At 63.9% G+C, this 13949-nt stretch carries 12 protein-coding genes; 4 read left to right on the top strand and 8 right to left on the bottom strand.

The features are described from left to right. Positions 1 to 2 precede the first annotated feature (2 nt). Positions 3 to 884, bottom strand: a complete 882-nt coding sequence (locus HNP71_RS07670; RefSeq protein WP_183266297.1) for an outer membrane protein assembly factor BamD — start codon at positions 882 to 884, stop codon at positions 3 to 5. 227 nt (positions 885 to 1111) lie between these two features. On the opposite strand from HNP71_RS07670, the gene rpsA reads away from it, so the two are divergent. Both rpsA and HNP71_RS07660 read left to right on the top strand, forming a co-directional pair. Beyond that, on the top strand, positions 1112 to 2845 hold the full coding sequence (gene rpsA, locus HNP71_RS07665) for a 30S ribosomal protein S1 (protein WP_183266296.1): 1734 nt from the start codon (positions 1112 to 1114) through the stop codon (positions 2843 to 2845). An 87-nt stretch (positions 2846 to 2932) separates the two neighbouring features. Further along, positions 2933 to 3814, top strand: a complete 882-nt coding sequence (locus HNP71_RS07660) for a ketopantoate reductase family protein (protein WP_183266295.1) — start codon at positions 2933 to 2935, stop codon at positions 3812 to 3814. Positions 3815 to 3871: 57 nt separating this feature from the next. Here HNP71_RS07660 and HNP71_RS07655 read toward each other — a convergent pair whose 3' ends face one another. From HNP71_RS07655 to ssb, 3 genes are all read right to left on the bottom strand, one after another. Beyond that, positions 3872 to 4750, bottom strand: a complete 879-nt coding sequence (locus HNP71_RS07655) for an S-methyl-5'-thioadenosine phosphorylase (protein ID WP_183266294.1) — start codon at positions 4748 to 4750, stop codon at positions 3872 to 3874. Between the two features lie 78 nt (positions 4751 to 4828). Continuing rightward, positions 4829 to 5356: a lipocalin family protein gene (locus HNP71_RS07650; RefSeq protein WP_183266293.1), complete on the bottom strand. Its 528-nt coding sequence runs from the start codon at positions 5354 to 5356 to the stop codon at positions 4829 to 4831. A gap of 256 nt (positions 5357 to 5612) precedes the next feature. Beyond that, complete coding sequence (ssb, locus tag HNP71_RS07645; RefSeq protein ID WP_183266292.1) at positions 5613 to 6107, bottom strand: single-stranded DNA-binding protein; 495 nt, start codon at positions 6105 to 6107, stop codon at positions 5613 to 5615. 122 nt (positions 6108 to 6229) lie between these two features. On the opposite strand from ssb, the gene uvrA reads away from it, so the two are divergent. Both uvrA and HNP71_RS07635 read left to right on the top strand, forming a co-directional pair. Beyond that, on the top strand, positions 6230 to 9091 hold the full coding sequence (gene uvrA / locus HNP71_RS07640; RefSeq protein WP_183266291.1) for an excinuclease ABC subunit UvrA: 2862 nt from the start codon (positions 6230 to 6232) through the stop codon (positions 9089 to 9091). Then, positions 9088 to 9804 (top strand): C40 family peptidase, encoded by a 717-nt coding sequence (locus HNP71_RS07635; protein ID WP_183266290.1) that lies wholly within the window; start codon positions 9088 to 9090, stop codon positions 9802 to 9804. Before uvrA ends, HNP71_RS07635 begins: the two co-directional genes overlap by 4 nt. A 9-nt stretch (positions 9805 to 9813) precedes the next feature. On the opposite strand, the gene HNP71_RS07630 is transcribed toward HNP71_RS07635, so the two are convergent. Genes HNP71_RS07630 through HNP71_RS07615 form a run of 4 tightly spaced genes read right to left on the bottom strand, consistent with a single transcriptional unit; the run spans position 9814 to position 13944 of the window. Beyond that, entirely contained in the window at positions 9814 to 10305 is a 492-nt protein-coding gene (locus tag HNP71_RS07630; protein ID WP_183266289.1) for an SRPBCC family protein, read from the bottom strand. Next, positions 10302 to 11252: a lipoyl synthase gene (gene lipA, locus HNP71_RS07625; protein ID WP_183266288.1), complete on the bottom strand. Its 951-nt coding sequence runs from the start codon at positions 11250 to 11252 to the stop codon at positions 10302 to 10304. The genes HNP71_RS07630 and lipA overlap by 4 nt, the downstream gene beginning before the upstream one ends. A gap of 4 nt (positions 11253 to 11256) precedes the next feature. After that, a complete protein-coding gene (gene lpdA / locus HNP71_RS07620; RefSeq protein WP_183266287.1) occupies positions 11257 to 12651 on the bottom strand; it encodes a dihydrolipoyl dehydrogenase in 1395 nt (464 codons plus the stop codon). A 15-nt stretch (positions 12652 to 12666) separates the two neighbouring features. Next, positions 12667 to 13944, bottom strand: a complete 1278-nt coding sequence (locus HNP71_RS07615; RefSeq protein WP_183266286.1) for a pyruvate dehydrogenase complex dihydrolipoamide acetyltransferase — start codon at positions 13942 to 13944, stop codon at positions 12667 to 12669. Positions 13945 to 13949 lie beyond the last annotated feature (5 nt).

Here is a 13949-nt window from a genome sequence, read left to right as displayed (position 1 = left end):
TCTTAGAAAATCCAGAACCAGTGGTGCTTGGCGGGCGGGGGGGGGGCGTTGCCGCCGGTTTCCGCCTCGCTCTGGTTGGCGGCGGTGGTCAGCCCGTGCTCCTTCAGCTTGCCATAGGCGGTTTGGTACCAGCTGCTGCCGGGGTAGTTGTAGCCCAGCACCGAGGCCGAGCGCACGGCGGCGTCGGTCAGCCCGAGGTCCAGATAGCATTCCACCAGCCGCTCCAGGGCCTCGGGTACGAAACTGGTGGTCTGGTAGGTGTTTACCACATTCTGGTAGCGGCCGATGGCGGCGCCATAGAGGTGCTGCTTCTCGTAAAAGCGCCCGATCGTCATGTCATGCGCGGCGAGGCGGTTATTGGCAAGGCGCAGCTTGATTCGCGCATCGCGGGCATAGGAGCTGTCGGGGAAGCGGTTGATCACGTCTTGCAGCGTCTGGATCGCCTCGAAGGTCGTGGTCTGGTCGCGCTGCTCGTCCTCGATCTGCTCGTAATAGCACAGCGCCTTCAGGTAATAGGCGTAGGCCACCTCGGGGCTGGCCGGGTGCAGCCCGATGAAGCGCGTCAGCGCGCTGATCGCATCGTCGTAATTCTGCTGCTTGTACTGGGCGTAGCCGGCCAAGAGCTGGGCGTGCGTGGCCCAGGTCGAGTAGGGGTAGTTTTCCTCCTCGGCGTCGAAAGCCTTGGCGGCCTTGTCGTATTCGCCCTTCTGCATGTGGTCCACGCCCTGGGCATAGAGCTGGTCCGGCGGGGGAACCACGCCGCCGGGAAACAGCTCGTCCTGAGCCTGGCTCTTATGGAACAGGCTAAAGCTGGAGCACCCCGCCAGGCCGAGAGCCAGGGCGAGCAGGGAGACACGGGCAAGGCCAGAGCAGAATTTTGTCATCGCGCGTGGCTTATAGCAGTTAATCCGGGAACGCGAAGCCTCTGTAGCCCTCTGGTTTATAGCGTATTTGCTTGACTTCCCTCACGGTGGGTCTAAGAGACCGCCATCGTCAACCAGCCACCCCGCCCCAAAGTGGCGCCAGGGGTGCGTTAGCCGTTGCCCGTATCCGGGTGGCGCAAACCCAACCGGGCCGTATCGCCCGTATGTTTAAGGACATTTCCAGCCACATGGCTTCTTCTTCCCAAGCCCTCCGTCATTCCGACGCCCCGGCCTATGCCGGCGCCGATGACTTCGCTGCTCTTCTCGATTCCTCCCTCGGCGCCGGCGGCGGCTTCGAGGGTTCCGTCGTTTCCGGCAAGGTGCTCCGGATCGACGACGATTTCGTGATTGTCGATGTCGGCCTCAAGTCCGAGGGCCGCGTTCCCCTGCGCGAGTTCGCCCCGATCGGCGCCAAGCCGGAAGTGAACGCCGGCGACGTCTTCGATCTCTTCATTGAGCGCTACGAGGACAAGGACGGCGCGATGGTGCTGTCCCGTGAGAAGGCGCGCAGCGAGGAGTCCTGGACCCAGCTGGAGAAGGCCTTTGAGGCCCAGACCCGCGTGAACGGCGTGATCCACGGCCGCGTCAAGGGCGGCTTCACTGTCGATCTCGGCGGCGCCACCGCGTTCCTGCCCGGCTCGCAGGTCGATATCCGTCCGGTGCGCGACGTCGCCCCGCTGATGGGCGTCTCCCAGCCGTTCCAGATCCTGAAGATGGACCGCCAGCGCGGCAACATCGTCGTTTCCCGTCGTGCGGTGCTGGAAGAGACCCGCGCCGAGCAGCGCTCCGAGCTGATCCACGGCCTGAAGGAAGGCCAGATCCTGGACGGCGTGGTGAAGAACATCACCGATTACGGCGCGTTCGTGGACCTCGGCGGCGTGGACGGCCTGCTGCACGTCACCGACATCGCCTGGAAGCGCATCAACCACCCGGCCGAGGCCCTGACCATCGGTCAGCCGGTCAAGGTGCAGGTCATCCGCTTCAACCCCGAGACCCAGCGCATCAGCCTTGGCATGAAGCAGCTTGAGGCCGATCCGTGGGAAGGCGTGGAAGCCAAGTACCCGCCCGGCATCAAGGTCTCCGGCCGCGTCACCAACATCACCGATTACGGCGCCTTCGTGGAGCTGGAGCCGGGCGTCGAAGGTCTGGTGCACGTTTCCGAGATGTCCTGGACGAAGAAGAACGTCCATCCGGGCAAGATCGTCTCCACCTCGCAGGAAGTGGAAGTGGTCGTGCTGGATGTGGACGCCTCCAAGCGCCGCATCTCGCTGGGCCTGAAGCAGGTTCAGCGCAACCCCTGGGAAGAGTTCCAGGACGAGCACCCGATCGGCTCCATCGTCGAAGGCGAAATCCGCAACATCACCGAGTTCGGTCTGTTCATCGCGGTTGGCGCCGAGATCGACGGCATGGTCCACATGTCCGACCTCTCCTGGGAAGAGACCGGCGAGCAGGCCATTGCGAAGTTCGCCAAGGGCGAGGTCGTCAAGGCCAAGGTGCTGGACGTGGACGTGGAGAAGGAGCGTATCTCGCTCGGCATCAAGCAGCTTGAGGTCGACCCGGCCGCTGGCGTGCTGGATCGCATCCACAAGAACCAGATCGTCACCTGCATCGTGACCGCCGTGCAGAGCAACGGCATCGAAGTGAAGGTTGACGATGTGCTGACCGGCTTCATCCGCCGCGCCGAACTGGCGCGCGACAAGGGTGAGCAGCGCCCCGAGCGCTTCGCCGTTGGCGACAAGGTCGATGCCAAGATCACCGCGGTGGACCGCGCTGCCCGCAAGCTGCAGCTCACCATCAAGGGCAAGGAGATCGACGAGGACAAGCAAGCGATCACCGATTACGGCTCGTCCGACTCGGGCGCCTCGCTGGGCGACATCCTGGGTGCGGCCATCCGCCGCCGTAACCAGCAGACCGAAGAGTAATCACCGGCCGTCAGGCCAACTGAAAAACCCCGGCAGGGCAACCTGCCGGGGTTTTTTGCGCGCTGGGCCCAAGGCATAGTGCTTGGTATGAAGATCGCGATCATGGGAGCCGGGGCCGTCGGCTGTTATTACGGCGCGCTGCTGGCGCTGGGCGGGCATGAGGTGACGCTGATCGGCCGCCCGCAGCATGTGGAGGCGATGAACCGCGACGGCCTGCGCCTGGAGCGCGCCGGGGAGAGCGTGTTCGTGCCCGTGCAAGCGAGCACGGAGGCCGAGGGCGCGCTTGATGCCGAACTGGTGCTGGTCTGCGTGAAATCCGCCGATACCGAGGAAGCGGGCAGGGCGTTGCGCCCAGTGCTGGGGGCTGACGCGTTGGTGCTCAGCCTGCAAAACGGCGTGGACAATGCCGAGCGGCTACAGGCGGCGCTGGGCCGTGGCGTAATCCCGGTGGTGGTCTATGTCGGCACGGACATGGCGGGGGCGGGGCATGTCCGCCACCATGGCGGCGGCCGTCTGGTGCTGGGCGGTCACCTAGCTCTGGCCAAGCTATTCACCCGCGCCGGCATTCCCACCGAGATTTCCAGCAATGTGCAGGGCGCGCTCTGGAGCAAGGTAATTTTGAACTGCGCGTACAACGCCATCTCCGCCATCGCCCAGATGCCTTACGGTCGCTTCGCGGACTTCCCCGGCGCGGAACGGGTACTGCGGGATGTGGTGGATGAATGCCTAACCGTGGCTTCGCGGCTGGGTGTGACAGTGCCGGGCGACATGCATGAGGTGGTAAGCCAACTCGCGGTACTTATGCCCGAGCAGCGTTCCTCCACGGCGCAGGATCTGGCGCGCGGGCGGCCGACGGAGATTGATTATCTAAACGGCTATGTGGTGCGCCAGGGTGAGGCACTAAGCATCCCGGTCCCCGTAAACCGGACGCTGCACATGCTGGTAAAAATGCTGGAAAAGAAAAACTAACAGAAGTTTTTAGGGGTGTGGGGGCTTTTTTCAAAAAGCCCCCACGAATCACTCTTATTACAGAACCCGTCCGGCGACGGCCTTCAGCTTCTCCAGCACCGCCGGGTCGCGCGCTTCCGGCGCGGTGATCAGCGCGTATTGCAGCGCCGTGTCGCAGCCATGCGGGCAGACGGGGCGCGGGGCGGAGAGGCGCGGCAGCACCTCCTTCACCACCGAGCGCGCCTTGTCGGCATTGCCCAGCAGCACCTTCACCACCTGATCCACCGTCACGGCGTCGTGGTCCTCGTGCCAGCAATCATAGTCGGTGACCATGGCCACGGTGGCGTAGTCCATCTCCGCCTCGCGGGCGAGCTTGGCCTCGGGCATGTTGGTCATGCCGATCACCGAGCAGCCCCAGCTGCGGTACAGGTTGCTCTCGGCCAGGGTGGAGAATTGCGGCCCCTCCATCACCAGATACGTGCCGCCGCGTGTATAGTTCAGCCCCAGCGCCTTCATGCTGTCCTCCAGCGCGTCGCCGATGCGCGCGCAGGTGGGGTGCGCCATGGAGACATGCGCCACGCAGCCCGGCCCGAAGAAGCTCTTCTCACGCGCGAAGCTGCGGTCGATGAACTGGTCCACGATGACGAAATGCCCCGGCGGCAGCTCTTCCTTCAGCGAGCCGACAGCAGACATGGAGATGATGTCCGTCACCCCCACGCGCTTCAGCGCGTCGATATTGGCGCGGTAGTTGAGGCTGGAGGGCGAGAGCTTATGCCCGCGCCCGTGGCGGGGCAGGAACACCACCTTGGTGCCGTGGAACTGGCCGATCAGCAGCTCGTCGGAGGGCGCGCCCCAGGGCGTCTCCACCTTCTCCCAGCGCGTATCGGTCAGGCCCTCGATATTATACAGCCCCGACCCGCCGATAATGCCGATCACCGGCTGCTTCGTCTCGCTCATCTGATGCTCCCAGAACGCTAAAATCCGCTGCCGCTTTACGGTTTTTTGCTCCGGTTGAACAGGACTGGGGCGCGCCCGTTAGTCGGCGCCTGACGGAAATTCGGTGGGGTATTCAAGCTTGGTGGTGTCATAACCCAGCGCCCGTGCCCGCGCTGTCAGCTTTGCCACATCGGCCGAACTGGGGCGCGGCGTACGCGTGAAGATCGAGATGTTCTTGAAGCCGGGATCGGTAAACATAAACCAATCATAATCAACGCCATGGTCGGTAATCCAATAAGTCCGTGAGATGGTGATCAGACCATAAAGTAGACGGTAGTTGACCAGTGTCTTATTATTCTCGCCGGGATTCAGGATGGTCACCGGCCCCTGGATGGATTTTTCCTCGTCCGCTGGCGTGTTCATATGGCAGGCGTCCAACTCGCGCAGCTTCCCGTTGGCGCCGCGGATATAATCCGTCGTTCCGGCCACGCAGCCATTGGTAATTTGCATTGGCGTGCGGGCGATTTCGTACCATCTTCCAGTGAAAAACCGTGCCTCATCAATGCTGCGCAGTGGCTGTGGCGCCAGTGGCGCGGCGGGTTGTGAAGCGCAAGCGGATAGTGCCAAGATCACCGTAAGAGCAAGGCATGAAAGCCGCCAAGTTCGCATCCCGTTTCTCCCGGTTGATGCTGCTTATACGTAAGCTCCCCAGCTTTGGATCAACCATCTTGCATGGTGGGGCGATGCCGGCATGGGCTTGAGCCCGGTTGTTCGCTCATCTCATGCTTCCAGAACGGTAAAACCCGCCGCCTATCGTGGCAAAAAGAATGCCGCCTTTTTGCAAAAAGGCGGCACCCAAAAACTCTTGTCGGTAAGAGGAATTTTAGAACGGAATCTCGTCGTCCAGATCATTGCCCGGGCGCGTGTCCCAGCCGCCCACGGCGCGGGCCGGGGCCTTGGCCGGTGCGGCGGCGCGCGGCGCGGGTGCGCCGTAATCATCCCCGCCGCCCATGCCGGCATTGCCACCGGCCTTATCCAGCAGCACCAGCTCGCCGCCGAAGCGGCCGAGCATGATCTCGGTGGTGTAGCGGTCCTGGCCGGACTGGTCGGTCCATTTACGGGTTTGCAGCTTGCCCTCGAGATAAACCTTGGAGCCCTTGCGCAGATATTTCTCCGCCACCTCGCCCAGACGGTCGTTCATGATGACGACGCGGTGCCACTCGGTGAGTTCCTTGCGCTCGCCGCTCATCTTGTCGTTCCAGGTGTCGGAGGTCGCGACGGTGAGATTCACGATCTTCAGGCCCGACTGCGCGTTGCGGACTTCCGGGTCCTTGCCCAGATTGCCCACCAGAATAACCTTGTTCACACTACCGGCCACGCGGATCTCCTAAACCAAAAATCATCATCAAGCTTAACGCATCCCGCGCCGCTTAACCATATTTGCTTTATGCCGGGCAAATCCCTATCTTACAAGAACATTGCGGGAACATCGAGGCTGACATGGCGGAAGACAAAGGTGCCGGGTTCATCACAGTTCGCGGCGCGCGTGAGCATAATCTTAAGAATATCGACATCCAGATCCCCCGCGAGCAGCTCACCGTCATCACCGGCCTCTCCGGCTCGGGCAAATCCTCCCTGGCGTTCGATACCATCTATGCCGAAGGCCAGCGCCGTTATGTGGAGAGCCTCTCCGCCTATGCCCGCCAGTTCCTGGAGCTGATGGGCAAGCCCGATGTCGATTCCATCGAGGGCCTGTCCCCCGCCATCTCCATCGAGCAGAAAACCACCTCCAAGAACCCGCGCTCCACCGTCGGCACGGTGACGGAAATCCACGACTATATGCGTCTGCTCTGGGCGCGCGCGGGCGTGCCGTACTCCCCCGCCACCGGCCTGCCCATCGAGGCCCAGACGGTGAGCCAGATGGTGGACCGCGTGCTGGCGATGAAGGAGGGCACGCGCCTGCTGCTGCTGGCCCCCGTGATCCGCGACCGCAAGGGCGAGTACAAGAAGGAACTTGCCGAGCTCCAGCGCAAGGGCTTCACCCGCGCCAAGATCGACGGCAAGCTCTACGAGCTGGACCAGGCTCCCACGCTGAACAAGAAGCTGAAACACGAGATCGAGGCAGTGGTGGACCGCGTGGTGGTCAAACCCGGCATCGAGCAGCGCCTCGCCGATTCTTTCGAGACCGCTTTGGGCCTCACCGACGGCATCGTCTACGCCGAGGACGCCGATACCGGCGAGCGCACCGTGTTCTCCGCCCGCTTCGCCTGCCCTGTCTCCGGCTTCACCATCGAGGAGATCGAGCCTCGCCTGTTCTCCTTCAACTCCCCACACGGCGCCTGCCCAGTCTGCGACGGTCTGGGCCACGAGATCTATTTCGACCCGCATCTGGTGGTGCCAGACGAGCAGCGCGCGCTGGACAATAACGCCATCGCCCCCTGGTCCGGCGTGCAATCGCCCTATTACGACCAGACGCTCGCCTCGCTCGCCAAGCATTTCGGCATCCGCATGACCACGCCCTGGGAAAAACTGCCCGAGGATGTGCGCGAGAAACTCCTCTACGGCACCAAGGACGAGGTGAAATTCACCTATAAGGACTCAGCCCGCGCCTACACCGTCACCAAACCGTTCGAGGGCGTGATCCGCAATCTGGAACGCCGGCTGAAGGAGACCGACTCCGCCTGGGTGCGCGAGGAACTCTCCCGCTACCACGCCGAGCGCCCCTGCGGCACCTGCCACGGCGCACGCCTCAAGCCCGAGGCGCTGGCCGTGAAGGTGGCGGGCAAGAACCTCGCCGAAGTGGCGGAAATGTCCATCGACAACGCCAAGGCGTGGTTCGACACGGTGGCCGACACGCTCACCCCGCAGCGCCTGGAAATCGCAAGGCGAATCCTGCGCGAAATCCACGACCGCCTGCAATTCCTGCTCGATGTCGGCCTCAACTACCTTACCCTCGCACGCGGCTCGGCCACCCTCTCGGGCGGCGAGAGCCAGCGCATCCGCCTCGCCTCGCAGATCGGCTCCGGCCTCACCGGCGTGCTCTACGTGCTGGACGAACCCAGCATCGGTCTGCACCAGCGCGATAATGAACGCCTGCTCGGCACGCTCAACCGGCTAAAAAACCTCGGCAACACCGTGCTGGTGGTCGAGCACGACGAAGACGCCATCCGCGCCGCCGACCATCTCATCGATATGGGGCCCGGCGCTGGCGTGAATGGCGGCCATGTCATCGCCCAGGGCACGCCGAACGAAGTCGAGGCCAACCCGAAATCCATCACTGGCGATTACCTCTCCGGCCGCCGCTCCATCCCCGTGCCCACCCGCCGCCCGCTGCAAAAGGGGCGGGCGGTGAAGATCGTCGGCGCGCGTGGCAATAATTTGAAAAACGTCACCGCCGAATTCCCGCTCGGCGTGTTCACCTGTGTCACCGGCGTCTCCGGCGGAGGCAAATCCACGCTGGTGATCGACACGCTCTACAAAGCCATCTCCCGCCGCCTGATGGGCTCGGGCGAAGTCCCCGCCCCGCATGAGCGCATCGAGGGGCTCGAACAACTCGACAAGATCATCGACATCGACCAATCCCCCATCGGTCGCACCCCGCGCTCCAACCCCGCCACCTACACGGACCTCTTCGCCCCCATCCGCGACTGGTTCGCCGAGATGCCGGAGTCCCGTGCGCGCGGCTACAAGCCGGGCCGCTTCTCCTTCAACGTCAAAGGCGGGCGCTGCGAGGCCTGCCAGGGCGACGGCGTGCTGAAGATCGAGATGCACTTCCTGCCGGATGTCTTCGTCACCTGCGACACCTGCAAGGGCAAGCGCTACAACCGCGAGACGCTGGAGGTGAAGTTCCGCAACAAATCCATCGCCGATGTGCTGGACATGTCGGTGGACGAGGCGCTGCCCTTCTTCGCCGCCGTGCCCAAAATCCATGACCGCCTGAGCATCCTGGCGCGCGTGGGCTTGGGCTATATCAAGCTCGGCCAGCAGGCCACCACGCTTTCGGGCGGCGAGGCGCAGCGCATCAAACTAGCCAAGGAACTGGCGCGCCGCGCCACCGGCCGCACGCTGTATATTCTCGATGAACCCACCACCGGCCTGCATTTCGAGGATACGCGCAAGCTGCTGGAGGTGCTGCACGCGCTGGTGGATACGGGCAATTCCATCGTGGTCATCGAGCATAATCTCGAGGTGATCAAAACCGCCGACCATATCATCGATATTGGACCGGAAGGCGGGGCAGGGGGCGGACGTATCATCGCCACCGGCACGCCGGAGCAGATCGCGCAGACGGAGGAGAGCTATACCGGGCGTTTCCTCAAACCGCTGCTCAAGCCGGCAAAGGCGCGGAAGAAGGCCGGATGAACAGGCTGCGGCGCTTCATTGGCGGCGCCATCGCGCGGTTTCTCACTAAGCGGGTACCGGTCGAGCCCGCGCTTCCGGTAAATCTCCATACACTGCGCCATGTGTTGCGCCCGGCGGATGTGATTCTGGTGGAGGGACATCTGCGGATTTCCACCGTCATAAAATATCTCACCCAGTCCACCTGGTCGCACGCCGCGCTTTATGCCGGCGGGGGCGAATGCATCGAGGCGGATATCATCGAGGGTGTGCGCAGCTTCAAGCTGGACGAGCTTGTTCCGTACCATGTGCGCATCTGCCGGCCGATCAATCTAACAGACGAGGATGCGGACAAGATCATCGCTCACGCCGTCTCGCGCTTGGGGGGGCAATACGACCTGAAACACGTGTTCGACCTGGCACGCTACATGGTACCGCTGCCGGTGCCCCGCGCTTGGCGGCGCCGGGCCATCGCGCTCGGGTCAGCCGACCCGACCCGCGCCATCTGCTCCACCCTGGTCGCCGAGTGCTTCCAAATGGTGGGTTACCCAATCCTGCCAGAAATCCCCGGTCCTTCAACTGTTCCGGCGGTGGCGCGCAAGGCGGCGGAGGTCTTCCATATTTACAACACCGGGCTATTCACCCCGCGGGATTTCGACCTCTCGCCGTTTTTCTACGTAATCAAGCCGGACACGCCGCAATCATTCGACTATCATAGGCTGGTCTGGATCGATTGAGGTGGTGGCTCAGGCCGCCGCGTTCGGCGCCGGGCTAGCCGATGCCGTCAATGCCGGGGGGCCGTAAACGGTCTGTGCGCGCTTGAGGAAGGCGTTCACCATCATGCGCACCGCCTCGGTGAACACTGCGCCGATGGCCTTTTGCAGCACAAAGCTGCGGAACTCGAAATCCACGAAGAAATCCACCACGCAGCCATCCGGGTGCGGGGCGAAATCCCAGCTATTATGCAAATACTTGAACGGCCCCTTCTCGTACTGCACGCGAATCGCCCGCGCCCCGTCCGGCGCCGGGGGCAAGAACAGCACGCGGGAGGTGAAGCTCTCGCGGAGCGGGCCGAACCCGATGGTCAGATCCGCCACCATTTCATGCCCCACATGGCTGCGTACCCGCGCCCCCACGCACCAAGGCAGGAATTGCGGGTACTTGGCCACGTCGGCCACCAAAGCGTGGAGCTGGGCCGGGGTGTACGGCACCAGCTTTTGTTCGGAGTACTTGGTCACGCCACAAGCTGCCTTGCCCGCGCTTCGCGCAGGGCCGCGAAATCCGAATCCGCATGGTAGGAGGAGCGGGTGAGCGGCGTTGCCGAAACCTGGAGGAACCCCTTGGCGCGGGCCATGCTGGCCAGTTCCTCGAATTCCTCCGGCGTCACGAAGCGGTCCACCGCCGCATGCTTCACGGTCGGCTGGAGGTACTGCCCAATGGTCAGGAAATCCACATCCGCGATGCGCAGATCATCCATCACCTGGCCGATTTCCGACTTGGTCTCGCCCAAGCCCACCATCAGCCCGGATTTGGTGAAGATCGACGGGTCGATCCGCTTCACCTCATCCAGCAGCCGCAGGCTCTGGTAGTAGCGCGCACCGGGCCGGATGGTCGGGTACAGCCGGGGCACGGTCTCCAGATTATGGTTGAATACATCCGGCTTGGCCGCCACCACCACGCCCACCGAACCCGGCTTGCGCAGGAAGTCCGGGGTGAGGATCTCCACCGTCACGCCGGGGGCGGCCTCGCGCACGGCGGCGATCACGGCGGCGAAATGCGCGGCGCCGCCATCGGGCACGTCGTCGCGGTCCACCGAGGTGATGACCACATGGCGCAGCTTCAGCTTGGCCACGGCCTCGGCCACGCGGCGTGGCTCATCGGCATCCAGCGGGGCGGGCAGGCCGGTGGACACGTTGCAGAAGGAGCAGGCGCGGGTGCAGATCTCGCCCATGATCATCATGGTGGCGTGGCGCTGGGACCAGCACTCTCCGATATTCGGGCAGGCGGCCTCCTCGCACACCGTGGCGAGTTTCTTCTCCCGCATCAGCTCGCGGGTCTCCTGATACACGGCGCTGGTGGGCGCCTTCACCCGGATCCAGGCCGGTTTCCGGCTGATCGGATTGTCCGGCCGCCCTTGTTTCTCAGGGTGCCGGACCCGGTGGTCGATTTCGATGCGTGTGGCCATGAGGCTAGAAGTGTATGGCCCGGCCGTAGGCGTCAAGCACAGATTCGTGCATGGCTTCCGAGATCGTGGGGTGGGGGAAGATGGTATGCATCAGCTCCTCCTCCGTGGTCTCCAACTGCCGGGCGATCACATAGCCTTGGATCATTTCCGTCACCTCGGCGCCCACCATATGCGCGCCGAGCAGCGCGCCGGTCTTGGCGTCGAAGATTGTCTTGATCAAACCTTCGGGTTCGCCAAGCGCAATCGCTTTACCATTGCCGATGAACGGGAACCGGCCGACGCGGATTTCATGCCCCGCCTCCTTAGCCTTGGCCTCGGTCAGCCCCACGCTGGCCACTTGCGGCCGGGCATAGGTGCAGCCGGGGATGTTCCAGGTCTCGAATGGATGCGGGTTGAGCCCTGCAATCGCCTCAACGCAGACCACACCTTCATGGCTGGCCTTATGCGCCAGCCAGGGCGGCCCGGCGAGGTCGCCAATGGCATACACGCCCGGCTCCCCGGTGCGGCCGAAGCCGTCCACCACCACATGGGTGCGCTCCACCTTCACCTTAGTGTCCTCAAGGCCGATATTCTCGACATTGCCGACGATGCCGACCGCCGAGATCACCTTCTCGACCTCGAACACCTGCTCCTTGCCGCCAACCTCGACTGTCACCTTCACCGAAGCCGGCCCCTTCTCGGCCTTCTTCACCACGGCGGAGGTAAGGATCTTCATCCCCTGCTTCTCGAAGGATTTCCGTGCGATGCCCGAGATCTCCGCATCCTCAACCGGCAGGATGCGGTCCAGCATCTCCACGATGGTCACCTCCGTGCCCAAAGCGCGGTAGAAGCTCGCGAATTCCACGCCGATCGCCCCCGAGCCCATGATGAGCAGGGATTTCGGCAGGGTCTCCGGCACCATCGCCTCGAAATACGAGATGATTTGCTTGCCATCGACTTCCAGCCCCGGAATCTGCCGGGGCCGCGCCCCGGTGGCCAGGATGATATGCGGCGCATGCAGCATGGCCACGGGCTTGCCGTCGCGGTTGACGGCGAGATTCCCACCGCCCATCAGCCTGCCGTAACCGTCATACACGGTCACCTTGTTCTTCTTCAGCAGGTGGGCGATGCCGCCCGAAAGCTGCTTGGAGACCCCGCGCGACCGCGCGACGATCTTGCCCAAATCCACCTTCACATTCTCGGCCGAGAAACCGAATTCCGGCAGATGGTCGAGCATATGCTTCACTTCGGCCGAGCGCAGCAGGGCCTTGGTGGGGATGCATCCCCAGTTGAGGCAGATGCCGCCCAGATGCTTGGCCTCGACCACGGCCACCTTCATCTTCAGCTGCGCGGCGCGGATGGCCGCGACATAGCCGCCCGGCCCGCCGCCAACGACGATCAGGTCAAAATTGTCAGCCATTTCCGGTTCCTCCGGTTAAAGAAGCAGGCTCAGGGGTTCTTCGATCAGCCCCTTCAGCGTGGCGAGGAATTGCGCGCCCAGCGCACCGTCGATGACGCGGTGATCGACCGAGAGTGTGGCGCTCATCACCGTGGCGGGCACGATGGCATCGCCCTTCACCACCGGGCGGCGCTCACCAGCACCCACGGCCAGAATGGCGGCCTGCGGCGGGTTGATGATGGCCGAGAACTCGGAGATGCCGAACATGCCCAGGTTGGAGATGGAGAACCCGCCGCCCTGGAACTCCTCGGGCTTCAGCTTGCCCGCCTTGGCCCGCGCGCCGAGATCCTTCATCGTGTTGGAAATGGCGGCGAGACCCAGCCGGTCGGCACCCTTCACGATCGGGGTGATGAGCCCATCCGGGATGGCGACGGCGATGGAAATATCCACCTCGTCGTATTGAATGATCGCCTCGTCGGTCCAGGAAGCATTCACCCCCGGGTGCCGCTTCAGCGCCACGCCGCAGGCCTTGATGATGAGGTCGTTAACCGAGAGCTTGAACGCGCCCGGGCCGTCCTTCGGCGACTTGGCGTTCAGCTCGGCGCGCAGCTCCAGCAGCTTGTCCAGCTCGATGTTCACCGTGAGGTAGAAATGCGGGACGGTCTGCTTGGATTCCGAGAGGCGCTTGGCGATGACCTTGCGCATCGTCGAGTTCGGAAGCTTGGTGTGCGGCGCGGTGATGACCGGCGCGGGGGCGGCGGGCTTGGGCGCTGCGGGAGCAGGCGCCGCCGCAACCGGGGCAGGGGCCGCTACGGCCACGGGAGCCGGAGCGTGCGCCGGTGCGCCCGCCAGATCCGCCTTCACAATCCGCCCGCCAGGGCCGGTGCCCTTCACGCTGGCCAGATCAATGCCCGCCTGCTTGGCGATGCGCTTGGCCAGCGGCGAGGCGAACACGCGCTCGCCATGCGCCACCGCCACGGGAGCGGCGGCCGGAGCCGGAGCGGCAGCCACGGGAACCGGAGCCGCCACGGGGGCCGGGGCAGGGGCGGCGGGCGCGTCCAGCGCCTCGCCCTTGGTGGCGGTGAGGATGGCGATCACCGCGTTCACGGCCACCCCCTCGGTCCCCTCGGGCACCAAGATCTTGCCGATGAACCCCTCATCAACAGCTTCCACTTCCATGGTCGCCTTGTCGGTTTCGATCTCGGCCAGCACGTCGCCGGATTTCACCTCGTCGCCCTCATGCTTCAGCCACTTGGCGAGCTTGCCCTCCGTCATGGTCGGCGACAGAGCGGGCATCAGAATGTTAATGGCCATTTGCG

Origin of the sequence: Acidocella aromatica (assembly GCF_014201825.1) — a bacterium.
Taxonomy (GTDB): Bacteria; Pseudomonadota; Alphaproteobacteria; order Acetobacterales; family Acetobacteraceae; genus Acidocella; species Acidocella aromatica.
Note: the sequence above shows the minus strand (reverse complement) of the source record. Positions and strands in the feature narration are given on the sequence as shown.